This is a genomic window from Candidatus Desulfosporosinus nitrosoreducens, assembly GCF_030954495.1.
GTDB classification, from domain to species: domain Bacteria; phylum Bacillota; class Desulfitobacteriia; order Desulfitobacteriales; family Desulfitobacteriaceae; genus Desulfosporosinus; species Desulfosporosinus nitrosoreducens.
Genome location: NZ_JAVHUW010000041.1, coordinates 17,213 through 33,645, shown reverse-complemented (window position 1 = coordinate 33,645; position 16,433 = coordinate 17,213). Strand labels below are relative to the sequence as shown.

At 45.0% G+C, this 16,433-nt stretch carries 14 protein-coding genes; 9 read left to right on the top strand and 5 right to left on the bottom strand.

Annotated elements, in window-relative coordinates; translation table 11 throughout:
* The first annotated feature begins 2 nt into the window (after positions 1-2).
* From REC12_RS07400 to REC12_RS07370, 7 genes are all read left to right on the top strand, one after another.
* Positions 3-1,016, top strand: a complete 1,014-nt coding sequence (locus tag REC12_RS07400) for a 4Fe-4S dicluster domain-containing protein (protein WP_308893257.1) — start codon at positions 3-5, stop codon at positions 1,014-1,016.
* Positions 1,016-1,858, top strand: a complete 843-nt coding sequence (locus REC12_RS07395; RefSeq protein WP_308893256.1) for an FAD/NAD(P)-binding protein — start codon at positions 1,016-1,018, stop codon at positions 1,856-1,858. The genes REC12_RS07400 and REC12_RS07395 overlap by 1 nt, the downstream gene beginning before the upstream one ends.
* Before the next feature lie 23 nt (positions 1,859-1,881).
* The gene (locus REC12_RS07390; protein WP_308893255.1) at positions 1,882-3,126 is read left to right on the top strand and encodes a (Fe-S)-binding protein; all 1,245 of its coding nucleotides are present in this window, start codon (positions 1,882-1,884) and stop codon (positions 3,124-3,126) included.
* Between the two features lie 235 nt (positions 3,127-3,361).
* Positions 3,362-4,525, top strand: coding sequence for a pyridoxal-phosphate-dependent aminotransferase family protein (locus REC12_RS07385; RefSeq protein WP_308893254.1), 1,164 nt, complete (start codon positions 3,362-3,364; stop codon positions 4,523-4,525).
* Positions 4,526-5,124: 599 nt separating this feature from the next.
* Positions 5,125-5,973: a class I SAM-dependent methyltransferase gene (locus REC12_RS07380; protein WP_308893326.1), complete on the top strand. Its 849-nt coding sequence runs from the start codon at positions 5,125-5,127 to the stop codon at positions 5,971-5,973.
* Positions 5,974-6,266: 293 nt separating this feature from the next.
* Entirely contained in the window at positions 6,267-6,470 is a 204-nt protein-coding gene (locus REC12_RS07375) for a hypothetical protein (protein ID WP_308893253.1), read from the top strand.
* Between the two features lie 664 nt (positions 6,471-7,134).
* A complete protein-coding gene (locus REC12_RS07370; RefSeq protein ID WP_308893252.1) occupies positions 7,135-7,527 on the top strand; it encodes a hypothetical protein in 393 nt (130 codons plus the stop codon).
* 14 nt (positions 7,528-7,541) lie between these two features.
* On the opposite strand, the gene REC12_RS07365 is transcribed toward REC12_RS07370, so the two are convergent.
* The 5 genes from REC12_RS07365 to REC12_RS07345 form a co-directional block, all read right to left on the bottom strand.
* On the bottom strand, positions 7,542-8,354 hold the full coding sequence (locus REC12_RS07365; RefSeq protein ID WP_308893251.1) for a GDSL-type esterase/lipase family protein: 813 nt from the start codon (positions 8,352-8,354) through the stop codon (positions 7,542-7,544).
* 10 nt (positions 8,355-8,364) lie between these two features.
* Positions 8,365-9,378, bottom strand: a complete 1,014-nt coding sequence (locus REC12_RS07360; protein WP_308893249.1) for a DUF2705 family protein — start codon at positions 9,376-9,378, stop codon at positions 8,365-8,367.
* Entirely contained in the window at positions 9,362-10,279 is a 918-nt protein-coding gene (locus REC12_RS07355; protein WP_308893248.1) for an ABC transporter ATP-binding protein, read from the bottom strand. Before REC12_RS07355 ends, REC12_RS07360 begins: the two co-directional genes overlap by 17 nt.
* A gap of 120 nt (positions 10,280-10,399) precedes the next feature.
* Positions 10,400-11,362 carry a peptide-methionine (S)-S-oxide reductase MsrA gene (gene msrA / locus REC12_RS07350; protein WP_308893246.1) on the bottom strand — a complete coding sequence of 321 codons (963 nt, stop codon included), beginning with the start codon at positions 11,360-11,362 and terminating at the stop codon, positions 10,400-10,402.
* Between the two features lie 99 nt (positions 11,363-11,461).
* Positions 11,462-12,448, bottom strand: a complete 987-nt coding sequence (locus tag REC12_RS07345) for a tyrosine-type recombinase/integrase (protein WP_308893244.1) — start codon at positions 12,446-12,448, stop codon at positions 11,462-11,464.
* A 240-nt stretch (positions 12,449-12,688) separates the two neighbouring features.
* Between REC12_RS07345 and REC12_RS07340 the strand changes: the two genes are divergently transcribed.
* Positions 12,689-13,855, top strand: a complete 1,167-nt coding sequence (locus REC12_RS07340; RefSeq protein WP_308893243.1) for a metallophosphoesterase family protein — start codon at positions 12,689-12,691, stop codon at positions 13,853-13,855.
* Positions 13,845-16,277 carry a coiled-coil domain-containing protein gene (locus REC12_RS07335; RefSeq protein WP_308893242.1) on the top strand — a complete coding sequence of 811 codons (2,433 nt, stop codon included), beginning with the start codon at positions 13,845-13,847 and terminating at the stop codon, positions 16,275-16,277. Before REC12_RS07340 ends, REC12_RS07335 begins: the two co-directional genes overlap by 11 nt.
* Positions 16,278-16,433 lie beyond the last annotated feature (156 nt).

The following is a 16,433-nucleotide window of genomic DNA, read 5'->3' as shown; positions in this document are numbered from 1 at the left end:
AAATGAAGATAAGTAAAGAAAAATTCGGCCAGTCCTTAGATGCTTTATCCTCAGATTATCAACTGATTGCTCCTGTGAGTGAAACAGGCGGAGTAAATTTTAAAGCAGTTAAAAGCTTTGCAGATATTAAGCAGGATTATCTAAATTCTAAGCTTCCTCCCAAAGCGATCTTCTTTCCCCAGCACGAAAAACTTCTCTCGTATGTCAAAAACGGCAAAGATGTCACTGTGAAAAATGAACTCAAGGTAGGGAAGACCATTATTTTCGGGATGAGGCCTTGTGATGCCAAAGGTTTGCTCTTGCTTGACAAAGTCTTTACAAATGATCAATACCAGGACCCCTATTATTATGAGCGCCGGGATAATACCGTGATTATCGGGGTTGCCTGCAACAAAATTGCCCCTACCTGTTTTTGTTCCTCCTTGGGATTATCTCCTGCCGGCAGCGAAGGCGCCGATATTTTCCTGATTGATTTAGGAGATGCCTATGCGGTCGAAGTCATCACAGAAAAAGGAAAAGCTTTATTCACTGATTTGCAGCTTTCCGATTTGACAGCTCAGGAACAGGCCCTTGTGGACGCTGTTAAAAGTGCACAAACAGCAGGCCAAGTGGACGTTTCCACCATTACCGGCAAACTCGATAAAATGTTTAACAATGCTTATTGGGATTCACTGCAAGAAAAATGTCTGGGATGCAATACCTGTTCTTTCTCCTGTCCAACCTGCCACTGTTTTGATATCTCTGAGGAAGTGCGCCAAAATGCGGGAAGCCGGGTGAGAACCTGGGATGCTTGCATGGCCCCGCTCTTTACTCTGCACGGTTCCGGTCACAATCCGAGAAACACCCAAAAAGAACGCTGGCGTCAACGGATGATGCACAAATTCAACTATTTTGTGCATAACAACGGTGATATGGCCTGTGTTGGCTGTGGCCGCTGCATTCGCAGTTGCCCTGTAAATATGGATATGCGCCAGGTCATTGATGGCGTGAACAAAGCAGAATTGGTGGTGGAATAATGCAACAGAATCCTTATCTTCCAATAACCATGAGGCTCGCTAAAAATCTCGTTGAGACGGAAGACAGAAATATTAACACCTTTACCTTGGAATATCTCAATAAGCAGGATGAAGAAAACTTTAAATATATGCCCGGCCAGTTTGCTGAACTCAGCGCTTTTGGCTATGGTGAGGCTCCTTTTGGGATTGCCACCTCTCCCACTGAGCCCGGTGTTCTGAAATTCTCCGTTGCTAAAGTAGGCTGTGTGTCTAATGCCCTCCACCTGATGGAAGAAGGTACCATGGTGGGAGTCAGAGGACCCATGGGTAACTACTACCCGGTCGAAGAATTCAAAGGGAAGAATCTCGTCATTATCGGCGGAGGTTTTGCCTTTACGACGCTTCGTTCCCTGGCAGTTTATATGCTGGATGAAAAACACCGCGGCGATTACGGCGATATTACGGTTATTTACGGAGCAAGAAACCCAGGCCTCCTGCTCTATAAAGAAGAATTAGCGGAATGGGAAAAGAACCCCAATATTAATCTCGTGACGACGATTGACCGTCCCGCCGAAGGATGGACCAAGCATGTCGGTTTCATCCCTTCGATTACCGAGCAAGTCGCTCCTTCTTCCGTCAACACCTATGCTGTTGTTTGCGGACCGCCGGCCATGATTAAATTCACCTTGCCGGTTTTAGAAAAGCTGAACTTCCCGCCGGAGAGAATCTATACCTCCCTGGAAATGCGCATGAAATGCGGTTTGGGAATCTGTGGACGCTGCAATATCGGAACCGAATATGTCTGCAAAGATGGTCCGGTCTTTTCTATGGCTCAACTAAAAGAACTGCCCAGTGAATATTAATTCAAATATCGGAGGTGATATAAATGGCAGAACCCTTAAGAGTTAAAAGTTTTGATCCAACTTTACGTGATGAAGTGGCCGGCATGCTGAATGGCTATGATTTTTCCAATTGTCTTACCTGTGGTATGTGTACTGCCGGCTGTAAGTATAGTGATTTAGTCGAGGATAATGACCCGCGTAAATTTATCCGCAAAGTAGCGCTTGGACTGAGGGAAGAAGTGGAAAACGATCCCTTCGTCTGGAATTGCAATATGTGTGAACGCTGTACTGTGGAATGCCCTATGGGTGTAAATATTGCGGCCATTACCAGAGCTTTCCGCGGCAAAACACCTGTTCCTCCCGGACATTTGCAAATTATTGCCGATGATCATATCAGAACGGGTAACCAAATGGCGGTAGAACAAATCGATTATGATGAAACTTTGGAGTGGCTGGAAGAGGAACTCCAGAACGAACTGAAAGATCCTAACTATAAAATCCCCATCGATGTGCCGAATGCCGATTTTATGTTTGGTTTCAATGCCAGAGAGGTTAAACATTATCCCAATGAGCTGCAAACCATCCTGCATGTTTTCGCTGCCGCTAAGGCCAACTATACCCTTAGCAGCAAGCGCTGGGATGCAACCAATATCTGTCTCTTCACCGGGAAAAATGATCAGTTTCAGGAAATTTCCCGGCCGCTTTTCGAAGAGGTAGAGCGTCTGAATGCCAAAGAGCTCATCGTCACAGAATGCGGTCACGCCTTCCGCTCCTGCCGAATGTTCAAACGTTCCTTCTGGAAAGGTAAGGATTTCCCTGTTCGCCATATCGTCGAGCTTTACGCCGATTGGATCAAAGAAGGCCGACTAAAACTGGATAAAACTAAAAATCCTCTCCCTGTTACGATGCACGATCCCTGTAATACGGTGCGTAAAGAAGGGGTCTATGAACCGCAGCGTTATGTCATTAAGAATGTTGTCATGGATTACCGCGAGATGAACCCCGATGGCAAGTATAACATCTGTTGCGGAGCCGGCGGCGGAGCTTTGGCTGTTGCGGCTACCAAACAGCAGCGTATGGAAAAGGCTAAACCAAAAGTAGAGCAATTGCTAGCCACCGGCGCCAAAATAGGCTGTATTCCTTGTCACAACTGTATCGACCAGTTTAATGACATGAATAAATTCTATAAGCTTGGCATGAAAATGTATCATCTCAGTCACCTTATTGAGAATGCCTTAGTGACGGAAGAAGAGGGCGAAGGCGCAGAAACGGAGAACACCCCGAAATAGAACTCTGACTGTGTCATGAATAGCAGACGGACCATGTAAGATCATAAGCCCCCACGGGCGGTACAACCGCCCGCCGGGGCTTTATTTTACCCCCATACCCTGTATACAGAGAAAAACTTAAATTGTTGCAGGAAATACACAATTTAAGTAGAAATTATAGAAATTAGTATTTATATATTGGGGATAGTAGGAAATACTAAAATAAAGGTTGGACATTACAGAAAGGGGTCATATCGTGCCTAATAAAGAAATGTTGCTTATCCCTGGGCCTACGCCCGTTGTCGATGAAATTTATGATGCTTTAACCCATGAAACTTATGCTCATACCGATCCGCGTTTCGTTAAAATTTTTAAAAACAGCTTAGAGATGACTAAAAAGTTGTTTAACACTGACGGGGAAGTATTCGTCATTGCCGGTTCCGGAACTCTTGCCATGGAAATTGCCATCATCAACACTATTGCTCCCGGCGAAAAGCTATTGGTGATCAGCCACGGTTATTTTGGTGACCGCTTCGTTCCCCTGGCTAAGTCTTTCGGCATCCAAGTCGAGACTATTCAGGCTGAATGGGGCCAGCATGTCCGTAAAGAGTTAGTTGAGGAAAAATTAGCAGAAGGCGGCTTCAAAGCTGTCACTGTAACTCATGTTGATACTTCAACGGGAGTTATGGCTAATCTTGATCAATTAGTGCCTGTCGTCAAAAAATCGGGAGCACTGTTTATTCTTGACGGTGTATGTGCCGCTGCGGCCGTTGAGGAAGACATGCAGAAGGCCTATGGCGATCCGGCTTACACCATGGATGTAGTCTTAACAGGCTCGCAAAAAGCGATTGGCGTTCCCCCCGGGTTGGCCATTGTAGCCTTCGGACCCAGGGCTTTAGCGGCACGCGAGGCCATGCCGGCCGTTACCGGCTATTACTCGGATATTAAAAACTGGCTCCCGATTATGAACGATCCCGGAAAATATTACGCAACGCCTCCCGTGAACATGATTTACGCTTTCAATAAAGGTATGGAAATCGTCATGTCTGAAGGATTGGGCAAACGCTATCAACGTCATGCCGCTTTAGGGCGGGCTGTGAGAGCAGGCTTATCCGTCTATGGGATGAAACCTTTAGCTCCCGAGGAAACCGCCGCTCCGACTTTAAGCTGTATCCTCTACCCGGAAGGCGTGATTGATGCCGAATTCCGTGCCCGCTTAGCTCAAAAAGGCATGGTCATAGCCGGAGCTTTGGCATCGTTGTCCGGAAAGGCCTTCCGTATCGGTCATATGGGGAACGCCACGGAAAAGATGTTTGTTAAAGCTCTTGAACTTGTTGGCGAAACTCTTAAAGAAATGGGACATGAAGCGGATATTGAAAAAGCCGTTGCTGAATTTACTAAAATCTATCATTCAGTATAAAGATGCTGTTAATGTTAGACGGCACTACGGGATTCTTTTGGATTCAAAGCAATTATTAATATTAACTAAGAAAATTAACTAATAATTTCATAGCTCTCTGCTTTAGTTATTATAATGGGGTTGTACGAAACTGGAAGGCCAGCTTGAGTACAACTCCTTTTTTGTTGAATACATAATACATGTCCTGGATTTGTCCGAAATTCACAAATCACAAGTGTTCAGGTAAGTGGGATTCAGGCTGTTGCTGCCGCCAGCGCAAGCGTGAAGAGAGCAACTCTGGGGAACCTAAGCATCCTGTGCTTCTCCGGTACCGGGCGCTTTGGTCTGCTCTGCACAACCGTCCGCCAGGCGAGGCAGCCCAGGTCGAAAACGGGCAGCATCACGGCGAACCAGATTGGCCCCAGAGCAAACAGGCTGGCCGGTGTATTGTCCGCAAAACCATGTGTGAGGCGGCTGCCTGTGCAAGTGTGCCGCTAGTTAAGTTTGCTTTATATTGGAAGTGAACAACTATCAGGGGATTTATTCTTGGAATATAATACCATATATCTTATAGAAGAGAAGGGGGTGAGTCTTTGGAGAATACTAAACGCGTTGAAGATATGAATTATTTCGAATTAATCGCCTGGTTAGGGGTGGGAAGCTCCCATCCGGGAGGCTTTCCCGCGACCAAGCAAAATTTAGAAGCTATGGAAATAAAGCCTGGGGAATATGTGCTTGATGCCGGCTGTGGCAGCGGCCTTACAGCTTGTCATATTGCTAAAACCATCGGCTGCAAAATCATTGGAATTGACATCAGCCCCCTAATGGTGGAAAAAGCCAGAAAGAGAGCTGAAAGGGAAGGCGTTTCTCATCTTGTTAAGTTTGAGGTGGCAGATGTCTATAGGCTGCCTTTTGAGGATAATCTCTTTGACTTAGTCATGGCGGAATCGATCACAGTTTTTTTAGATAAGGTAAAAGTATACCGTGAGTTCTGCCGGGTTCTTAAACCTGAAGGCAGGGTTGCCGATCTAGAAATGGCCTTGCTTAAGGAGCTGCCTCCTCATCTAAAAACCCAAATGGAAACCTGCTTTGGTTCGGGGACTAATCCACTACCTTTTGAAGAATGGCTAAAAACTCTAACAGAAGCAGGATTTGAAGACGTTACAGCAAAAAATCCCCAGCCTATGAGAAACAATGGCAATCTGCTTTTAGGAGAGCTAAAAAAGGATTGGTTATTGATCAAAGATCTGCCGCAAAAAATCAGATACCAGCCCGGTCTAGTCAACAGGCTGCAACGCAATGCAAACTTCATGAAGTATAATCGAAGCTTTTTTGGCTTTGGTCTTTTTTTGGGCCGCAAGCCAAAGCCGACACCTTTGCCCCCAAAAACCTTTAGCTATTGGCTCAGAAAAACTTTTTTAGGATACTATTCCAGTTTAAAAGAATTACGTAAATATTTGGGGTATTAATAACCAGAACGCTGAGGTCTGGTTACTTTTTTTAAAGCAATGTTGTCAAACATTTCCTTGAAAAGGCTATCTTCTGATTTTACTAAATATATTGACTTTTTTGATTTATAGCTTTAAAATTAAGATGTTAAAACTTCAGTTACCCTAGAAAACTACTTGATGCAATAGAGGCAATGTGATAAGATACAAGCATGGTAACAATAATGAAACCTAGTTTTATTATTTGAAACAGGTTTTGAGCACTAATTTTTGCTTCAAATTGAACAGGGTTATATTTTGAGGAGGTGATTAATATGACTCATGGGAGAAATGAAAGAAAAGGGAACTCTGAATGGACAGAAGCGAAAGTTTCAGCCCCCAACTACAGCGAATGGAAAAAAGGAACCCGAGGAATCTACTCGGACCATAGGAACGATTTGCATCCGCGACAAGTACGTGAAATCGAGGCATATGACCTTTGTTACGATTGTGAAACAGGGTTTCACTATATAAAATAAGTGATAGCGGCAGAATTCTCAACCAATTCCTGCAAGACCTTGTCAGCAGGGATGAAGTCAGAAAGTATTGACGAAGTTATGCTTTCTGACTGCATAAGGGCAGCTAACAGTTTCTGCTTTCGCAAACTCGGCCTAAGTCGAGTTTTCTTTAATTTGGCGTTTATTTAGCTTTTTCAGGAGAAAATTTGCTGACTTATACTTTTAAGATGTTTAGCGAACCTGGAAAATGTATCATTTCTCTAGAATTGGTTACTGTAAATAACATCCTCCTGATTTTTGGGTCCTATCTAAATTATTTTTAGTAGGACCCTTTTCTCGTGCGCCACATCTAATTATTCTTAGAGACGAATATATTCCTAAAGGATTGAGAATTCACCTCTTTGCTGATGTTTGGAGGGGAGCGTGATCCTTTGTTATTTAATAAAGCTGTCTTAATTGGCAATAAAATACCTAAAGACTATATAATGACCAAAGGATTGGGAGATACGGACCAGGGTTGGGGAGCAGGGATTTAGCCGCTCTTAACTCACCGCTTGCTAAAGCGGGAGTCTTAAAGCGGATTAGTCAGCGGATCAATTATGGGATATGGAATAAGCAGGAGAATGTGGTATATTAAAACTAGGTCTAGATATTACTGGAATATCAGAAAAAAGGAGGTGTATTTATGAGGAAATTGGTATGGATGATTTTGTTCATTTCTTTGCTACTTGTAGCATGTACGCCGGATACTATCAAAAAAGCGGCAACAATTGATGAACGGCTTGCGCCTTATCAGGCAGCTATTGATAAAATTAACGCAGAACTGGGGTCAACTATACACATTCCGGACGGGAACAAGGAGACAGTCTATAACAATATCAAAAATATGACACCTGCCCAATTCGAAGCAATGCTTAGGGATGAGTATAAAGCCATTGGCGCCGGCCAATCGTCAATTACTGAATCAGATGATTATACACGAGATTGTGTCAAAGACGCCGTTACGGGAAAAGGATCCGGGCCAAGTTTACTGCCGAACTTTAGTGGTCCTATCAAGGTAACACCTCTCAAAAATTAGAGGGATTGTAACGTTTATAATTTCGCCACAATCGTTTCAATCGAGTCACTAATTCGGTTGGAGAGGGCTTGATAGCCGGCAGAATTAGGATGCAGACCATCTTTAGCAATATAGCGGTCTAAATTATATTGCATGAGATCGGAGGTCGGAATAAAAATTCCCTTCCCATAGCCTTCAATCATCTGCTGCGTTTTATAGTTCCAGGTTGATAAAAATCCGGCATCTTCGCTGTCAGTCACTTTGGCATAGGGGTTATAGAGTCCCAGAAATACCACCTCGGCCTTAGGATTAGTTTTGCCAATAATCCCAAGAACTTGTTTTAGATTGCTTAAATAACTGTCCAACCGTGTGTTAAAGGCATCCTCTTGAGCAAGGCTATTTAAAGTAAGAATGCTTTTTAGATCATTTCCCCCAATGGAAACAAGAATAATGTCGGAATTAGTAATTAGTTTTTCCAGCTTACTATCTTGAAGCTGTTCCAGAAGACCTTTGCTTTCCAGACCGTCAATTCCGGCATCATCCATCTCAAGCTCTTTCGCAGTTGTGCTTTTGAGATCGTCTTTCAGATAGCCCGCAAAGCCTTTGCTTTTTTCATCCCCCGTGCCTTTGGCAATGGAGTCTCCCAGGATGAGCACTTGCAAAGAGTTGGAAGGGTGAGAAGGCGAAACAGTTGTATCCCCTGCAGTTGCCGCCATTACGGACTTAGCGGAGGGCTGAACGTTAGATAAGGTGGTAACGCCGAGCGCTTGATAGAAACCGATCGCTAAAACAATGAAACCCGGAAAGGCAATACCAAGGATCGAATGCCACATACTTTTTTTAAACATCGCTTTCTCCTTAAGCCAAGATATCTTGTTTGGTAAAATAAACAAAGCTTACAATCAGTGCAGCAATTGCCCAACACAAAAGAACAATAACAGAGAAGAGCATCGTCATGCCTTCAATCGGCTGGAAAGAGCCTGACAAATAATCGGTAAGTCTGAGATTTACCATGAACAAATAACGTGTGATTTTCCAATCCGAGAGAAAATAACTGATGAAATTACCGGCTATGAGGGTTGACATGATAATCCCAATTGAGGCAGCCGTGCTTTTGACGAGCACAGAAATCATAAAGGAGATACTTCCGACCACGATTGCCACGAAAAAGGCCAGGGCATAAACCATCAGAGCGTATTGCCACTGAGGAACGTTGAGAACCGTGGAAGTATCCAATTGCCCCGCCAGGACCTTAAATCCGGTTGCTACGGGAGCCGACCAGCCTCCAAAGCCAAAGAAGCAGCCCGAAATAAGGGCGGAAATCACAAAAGCAAAAACAACAATGACAACCTCAAAAAGAATCAGGGTCAAATATTTACTGAGAAGAATTTTCCAGCGCGGGACGTTTCTGACAAGAAGGAGCTTGATCGTCCCGCTTGAGGATTCTCCGGATACCATATCGGCAGCCAGCATTATGATTAACAAAGGCAGGAACAGGAAAATGGACTGCTCCATGAATTTGGTTGTGAATTTTGCCGCGGAGAGATCCAAGGGGTTGATATTATTGTCCAGATTGTATTGGAGCTGCTCGATTCTGACACGAAGGGAAGACTTACTTTTCTCATCCATATAGGGACTGGCCATTCTGTTTTTCATATCAATCAGCTGTTGATCCGCCATTTTGCGCCAATCACCGGCAGCAGTCAGGCCCATGCGCTGAGAAAGCTGGGCCTGGGTTCTCGTTTGAGTCTGTTTTTGGCCGTAAGCGAAAACGGTGATTAAGGCAATGAGAATAATAAAAACAAAGAGCAGCCGTTTTTTAGATATCATTTTAATAACTTCGTTTTCAATCAAACTAAACAATTTGATCACCTTCTGTCAGATCAAGAAATAAATCTTCCAAGGAGGTCTGTTTGGCAGTGCAATAAGTTAGGGCTAGGCCTTCTCTAATAAAACATTCGTTAATTTCAGCCAGAGAGTGCCGATTGATGCTCGCACTGAGCGTATTTTTTTTCAATTGAACGGCTTCAATATCCCAATGTTTTTGGAGAAGGGCTTTGGCCTTGGCAGGGTCACTCAATTGCCATTCTATCTGGTCACCTTGTAAAATCTCCTGAACATTAGCGGTTTTAATCACACTACCTTGCTTGATGATCGAGACGGTATCGCACATCTGCTGAACTTCCAATAACAAATGGCTGGAGACAAAAACCGTCATACCTTCTTCATAGGCCAGTTGGCGAATTAAATTGCGGAACTCGGTAATACCGGCGGGATCAAGGCCATTCGTGGGCTCATCAAGAATTAACAGTTTTGGTCTGGCCAGGATGGCTTGAGCTATTCCCAGACGCTGACGCATACCCAGGGAATAGGTGCTTACTTTGTCGTTAATTCGATTATGAAGGCCCACCATAGCGACGACATCCTTAATCCTTTGCTGAGTTATTAGTTTGTTCATAGCGGCAAATTGCAGCAAATTTTCCCTGCCGGTCAAGAATTTGTACATATCGGGACTTTCAATAATACACCCGACATTGGATATGGCTTGGACAAAATTTTGAGCTAAAGAATAACCACAGATTGTTACCGACCCCGACGTCGGTTTAATTAACCCGACAATCATGCGGATCGTTGTCGTTTTCCCGGCGCCATTAGGACCCAGAAAGCCAAAGATTTGAGAAGGGCGTAAGGTTAGATTAACTCCTTTGACAATCTCTTTTCCTTTAATGGTTTTTTTCACATTACTAAGTTCGAGGACTGCTGTTTGTGACATAATTGCTCCTTTAAGTAAGTTAGTGACTGGGCAAGTTCGTAAGTTCATTATAAATAAAAAAAGCTCAAATAAACAGTGGATTTGCCACGCTTATTAAAGCTTTGAGGGTTTCATAGTTACTCAACTAAATAAGCTGAGAAATTCGCCATAACCTTCTTTTTCCAATTGCTCCTTAGGGATAAAGCGCAATGCGGCCGAATTTATGCAATAGCGCAATCCTGTCGGCAGAGGGCCGTCCGTGAAAACATGACCAAGATGAGCGCCTCCCTGAGTACTTATTACTTCGGTGCGCTGCAGGGAATGACTGAAATCCGCTTTCTCGCGGAGGGCCTCGGGGCTAAGGGGTTTATTGAAGCTTGGCCAGCCGCAGCCGGAGTCGAATTTGTCTAAGGAGCTGAAAAGTGGTTCACCGGAAATAATATCGACATAAATCCCTTCCGAATTATTATCCCAGTATTCATTGTTAAAAGGCGGCTCGGTTCCTTTATTTTGCGTCACCTCGTATTGCATTTGCGTCAGCTTGGATCTCAGAAGTTCTTTATTCAGCGTTTCATTCCAATACAGTTTTCTAAAATCCTCCCGGCCGGAACCCCGGCGGTAGGCGTCATATCTTAAAGGATTTTTTCGATGGTAGTTTTGGTGATAGTCTTCGGCCCGGTAGAACTCTTTAGCCGGAAGGATTTGGGTCACTATTTCCTTGGCGAAGCGGCCGCTTTTCTCAAGGGCTTGTTTGGATTGCTGCGCTTCTCTAAGCTGCTCCTGCGTGTGATAAAAAATTGCCGTTTGATAAGATGATCCGCGGTCCGCAAATTGGCCGTCGGGATTTGTCGGATCAATCTGCTGCCAATAAATCTCTAAAAGCTTTTTGTAGGTAACTACTCCCGGATCAAAGGTAACCTGCACGGCCTCAAAATGGCCGGTATCCTGAGAGCAAACATCCTCATAGCTTGGATTTTCAAGATCTCCGCCCGTATAGCCGGACACTACTTCAATCACACCGGGCAGCTCCGCAAAAGGTTTAACCATACACCAAAAACACCCTCCGGCAAAGGTAGCATACTGATATCCTTCTTTATCCGTCATGTTATCTTCCTCCTCATAATATCCAAACTATTATGCATAAGCCAAGCCTGCTTTATCCCTGTGGCAAATGCTTTTTTGGTTTCAGGGTGAACGTTTGCCCTATTTGAACTTAATTAATTCTGCGGCCCGTTTCAACTGTTCGTCAAGAACTTTGGCATAAATTCTTGTCGTTCGGGGGTCCGAATGGCCCAAAGCATCCTGAACAAGGGCTAAATTATCAGTTTCCCGTAAAAGTAAAGTCGCAAAGGTGGAACGCATTTTATGAGCGCTGAAGCCGTCCGTATTATGGCCAAAACTCTTAAGGATCGTCATGTATTTTAAGATAAGATTTTGTACCGCTCTTTTGCTGATCCGCTTCCCTTGAATTGAAAGAAAAAGGGCGTCCAACTCTCCGGCCGCGTAACGAGGACGTTCCTGCAGGATATAATCCATAAGGGCGGCGGCAATTTCCCGGTTAAAGTAAATGAGGGTTTCTTTATTACCTTTGCGCGTCACTTCAAAACAACCCTTATTAAAGTTTGTGCTGCTTAGATTGAGATGGCAAAGTTCCGATAAACGCAGGCCCGTACCGATTAAGGTGAGAATGACAGCGTAATCGCGTTTTTCGGTGTAGGCATAGTATTTTAACTGTCCCTGACTTAAGCCGATCCCTGTTTCCATAACATCTGTCAAATCGGCGATCTGTTCCGGTTCCAAAGCTTTAGGAAGCTTTTGGTTGATATTGATGGGGTCCAATTTAATGGTGACATCCTTTTGGATTAAGTCTTCGCGAAGTAAGTAGTGAAATAAGGATTTTATGGCCGCCTGTTTGCGGGCCAGAGCGCGGGCTCCGTTATTTCGCCGGACACTGACCCAGCTTAAGTAGGCCTCAATGTGGCGATGGCTGATCTTTTCTAGTAAGGACAAGTCAATGGCCTGAGGGGACGCAGGAAAATCCGGCAGGGAACTGCATAAATAAGCAAAGAACAGGCGCAGCTCAAGGGTATAGGCAGTTTGAGTTGACTTTGATTTATTAGTAACCGCCAGGTGATCAATAAAATTACGGGCAAAGGGGGGGAGGGGAGAGGTGGTTAGGTCCTTATCCATGGTTTACCTCCAGTATGTTAATGCTCTAACGGATTTAGACAATGAAATGTTATCCAAATATTAACTCTATAATTATACGTGGATTTATATTGAAGAATCAATAAGCAACGGTAGTTAGAGGCCCACTAAATCTAGTAAAATGAGCCTATTTAAACGTTATGTAAAAAACTATATAATCTAACCTAAGATTAATTAAGCTATAGCTATCCTAGGGGTAAGGTTGAAGACGAAGGTGAAGTTATGACTCCGAGCGTACGTTTTTTACAGTGTGCCGGCTGCCGTTTTGACAGTCCCTTTTGGGAAGGTCCGGCGGAATGGGCGGTCCAGCGTAATCATGATTTATGGCAGACTTTTGAAACGGTTCTCTTGCTTTGTCAAGCGGAAAAGGCCGATTTTCTTTTCCTGACCGGAGACTTATTTGAACAGGAGTATGTGCGGAAAACCACTGTCGAGCGGGTTGCTCAATCCTTGGGAAGATTGAAAAACACTAAAGTTTTCATCGTTCCGGGAGAAAAAGATCCTTTTGTTTCCATATCCGCTTACCGTCTCGCTCTCTGGCCGAGCAATGTTCATATCTTCTCCGCCGGGCTCAGCCCTGTAAAGGTTCCGGATCAAAACGCAACCGTATATGGAGCGGGCTGGACGGCTTACCGGCAAGAGAAGCCTTTTCTGGAAGGTTTTCAGGTGGCGGAAGACGGAATGATTCCCCTTATGCTTTTGCATGCCGAGGTGGCCTCGGCTCAAAACAGCGAGGGATTTATCCCTCTCCAGACAGAGAACATTGCCTCAAGCGGTTTAACCTATTTGGCTTTGGGACACCGGGAAAAGTGGACCGGAATTCAGGAAGCGGGAAGAACTGTTTGGGCGGATAGCGGTGTTCTGGAAGCGCGAAATTTCAGGGAGAGCGGTCCTCATGGAGTAATTGTCGGAGAAATCGGTCCCGGTTCCCCGCAATTGGAATTCCGGGAACTGGGACAGCGCCGCTATATCGAGAAGACCTTGCCGATTCCAGCCAACCCCGAATCCTTTGTTTCCAAGCTGGTAGCGGAAACGCCCCCCGCGGAACGGGAGCGGGATCTCTTCAGAATCAAGCTGACCGGTGAAGCTTGGCCGGCAGAAGAAGTGGCTAAGCTCTGGCAAAAGAAACTGGCGGATAAATTTCGTTTTATCGAGCTGATACATAATCAGGAAGAGGCACCTCCTCAAATTAAGCTCAATTTCAGGACACCCGGGGAAACAACGCCTGGCGAGGGAAACAGTTACTTAACTCTGCCCCAAGTATTTCTCCAAAAGCTTCAAGAGCGCCAAAGCTCCGCGCTAAGTGAAGAAGATCAGGATCACTGGGAGTTAGTAGGAAAAATCGGGTTAACTGCACTGAGTCAGGGGCGGATAGACAATGAAAATTGAACGAATAAAGATCAGTCGGATAAAAGAGCTGGAGGATGTTGACTGGATATTTCCCGCCGGTCCGGCTTTCCTTTGGCACGAAAAGAATGAGCAGCAAAGAATTTTAGGCCGGTTGTTGCTGGAACTATTTTATCAGAAAAGGCCCCACCTATTAAGGGCGGAAGGCAGGCCAGGTCTCTTGGAGGCTTGGGTGGCCGGGGAAAATACCCGATTTTACATACAAAAAAGCGTTATTCCCCAGGGCAAGGAATGCGGACAAGCTTCCACGCTGGTAACTGAGCTGATAACAGGACAGACTATATCCCCGCCGGAAAGTATATCCTGGGGTGAATATATCTTCGGAGTCAATCTGCAGTCATTTAGTCAAGGAGTGGTTGTGGATTGGCCGAAGAATAGCACCAAGGGACAGCTGCGCCGGAGAATCGAGAACCTGCGGCAAGGGGGCGATGAAGAAGTCTCCCTCGCCGACGTCCAAGCCTCTCTGGCCGGAGCGGAAAAGAAAGTCAGCGAACAAATGGGCAGAATAACTCTTCTGCAAGCTGAGTATGCCGCTTTGAGGCGTGATTGGGAAGCAGCACGCCGCCGGCAGGATGAAGAACGCTTGCTCCAAATAGAAATCAAAAAACTGCTGGAACAAGAAGCGGTTTTATCTGAAAAAATAGAATCCGCCATCCTTCTGCAAGAACGTTTGGCCTTGTTGAGCCAAAACCCCGATTATCGGCAACTGCGTCAACTTGAAACAGAAATAATCCAGTTGGAAGAACAGCTGCAAAAGGCCGAATCAACTCTGACGATTCTTACGAGTAATCCTGAAATAGATTGGTCTTTGCTTGAGGTTCTGCGGGAAGAATGCCTTGAATGGGCAAACCTTCAGGAGGAAGCCGATCGTTTGGTAAAGATTATCCAAATGAGATCGGAGGAAATTGTTCAGCTTCAAGGTTCATTAGAAACCTGCGGATACCGGGAATTTTTCCCGAAGGATGTTCAGCGTTTGCGCAGAGCGGTAGAGGAAAAGGATGCGGCAGAAAAAGAGCTGGGAAATCTTGCAGATACCAAAGCCGAATTAGAAAGTTTTCTAGTTCAATCTGCTCAGGAAACAGCACGGCTCCAGGAATTTAAGGATCTTGCTGACCTGACAGAGGCAGATAAAGCCAGAATCAGGCAATGGGAAAGGCAATTAGAAAAGTGGCAAGGCTCAAAACTTGCCAGTTCCTTTGATCGAGTATTGCGAGCCCATTTCCAAAGAACGAGTTTTGGAGAAAAGCTGGCCTCCCGTCTTGCTCGTTATTATGAACGTTATCAAGTCTCCGGTTTTGAGGAACTTATAAGCAGACAGCAGAGCTTTCTTGATTTACAGGTGCGTGTGGAGAAAATTGACGCTCGAATTGAGGAGCTGCGAAAAAAACTTGCCAGAGAAACTAGTCTGCAGAACATTGTGTATTCCCGCACTAAACTTCTGGATCAGGCCTTTCTTACCGCCAGGGTCAACGATTTCCCGGCCTGGCTGAGCGGTTGGAAAGATTACCAAATAAAAAAACGGCAGCTTTCTTCCAGGAAGGAAGAACTGCAGTTTTTATTCGGGGAATCTGCCCAAAAAGAAAATAATTTACTTAGCGTCACAGAACGATTGCGGGAGAAATTAAGCGCTTGGGAAACAACCGCCGCAAGCAGAGACGAAGTTTTGGCCGCGGTGTTTAAAGTTGCCGCACAGCTGAGAATAAAGGAAGAGGCGGAGAAGAAAATTGCTGAGCTTTCAGGGAAGTTTGAGGATCTGTTGGGACCACGAGACATGAAAGCACTTGCCGGTAAACTGGAGCCTTTAGCGGAGCTGGAACATGAAGCGCGTGTTCCAGAAAATGAACGCTTGAAAATACTGACTGCCTGGCAAAAGGAACAGGCGGAAATTCGCAAGTTGCGTGGAGAGGCAGAAAAGCGCCTGCCAACCCACCAAAATTATCCTTCATTGTCTGTTTTGGAGGAAAAGATCGAGTCCGTTAAGCGGGAGTGGCAGACCTACGAGAGCTTGCGCCAAGCTATAAGCAGCACCCAGGGCTTGTTGGAAGCCTCTTGGCAAGAATGGCAGGGGAAATACGGAAATTTGCTTAACTATGAGATGAACCGGCTTGTTAAGGGGATTTTCTCCTTACCGGATCAAGAACGGCAATATCGCGATGATCAGGACCCCATAAGCAGTGATTATTTCGCTTATCGTATGGCTATGGCCGAATTGACTCTTGGCAGCTGCCCTGATCTGCCTTTATTGTTTTCAATCGGCGAAATTAAGGAAAGCGAAGGATTCTGGGATAAGGTCATGGAGTTTTTGACAAAACTCTCTCTGGAGAGGCAGGTAATTTTCAGTACGACGGATTTTAAACTGGGCGAGAAATTCCGGCAATTGGGCTGGCTTGCACCCAAGTCTTAGTCAGCAAGAGGCAGCCGGACGACAAACTGTCTTTGGTCAGTCTAGTTTAGTTCGCCGGAATAATCACCTCGAACCAAACAAAATAGCCACTGCGCTAATGAGGGTCATTTTCGTGATGACTTCCTATAAAAAATCTTAGTTTGAGTTTGCCTTTTG